We start from the raw sequence: 373 nt of genomic DNA, 5'->3' as shown, positions 1-373 counted from the left end.
ATACCATCGACATTACGAAACCCCGGAACTTACGTCGAGTTTAATAATGAGCTTGCTGGCGCGTCTTCGACAATGTTTAAGGTTGTTATAATTGGACAAAAGTTAGATTCAGGTATTCAGGCAGTCAATACACCGATTAGAGTCACTGACCCTAAACAAGGTGCGGTTTTCTTTGGGCAAGGAGCTATGCTTGCTGGTCAATGTGAAGCATTTTTAAACGCAAATGCCGATACCGAAGTTTGGGCGATAGCGTTATCTGATGATAACGAGGGAGCGGTTTCAGCGGGTGCTTTTACAGTCGAAACCGCAGCAACAGGCTCGGGAACTCTTTCGCTTTATATTGGGAATAATCTGGTTAGAGCAGGAGTAAGCG

The 373-nt window shown here is 45.0% G+C and carries 1 protein-coding gene; it reads left to right on the top strand.

Annotation, left to right across the window (positions count from 1 at the left end; all coding sequences use genetic code 11):
- Window positions 1-72 precede the first annotated feature (72 nt).
- Window positions 73-373 (top strand): hypothetical protein (locus TW85_RS24970; RefSeq protein ID WP_202904906.1); only part of this gene is annotated, 301 nt, incomplete at its 3' end.

This window comes from Marinomonas sp. S3726 (assembly GCF_000967665.1).
In the GTDB taxonomy this organism is placed as follows: domain Bacteria; phylum Pseudomonadota; class Gammaproteobacteria; order Pseudomonadales; family Marinomonadaceae; genus Marinomonas.
This window is presented reverse-complemented; position numbering and strand designations above follow the sequence as displayed.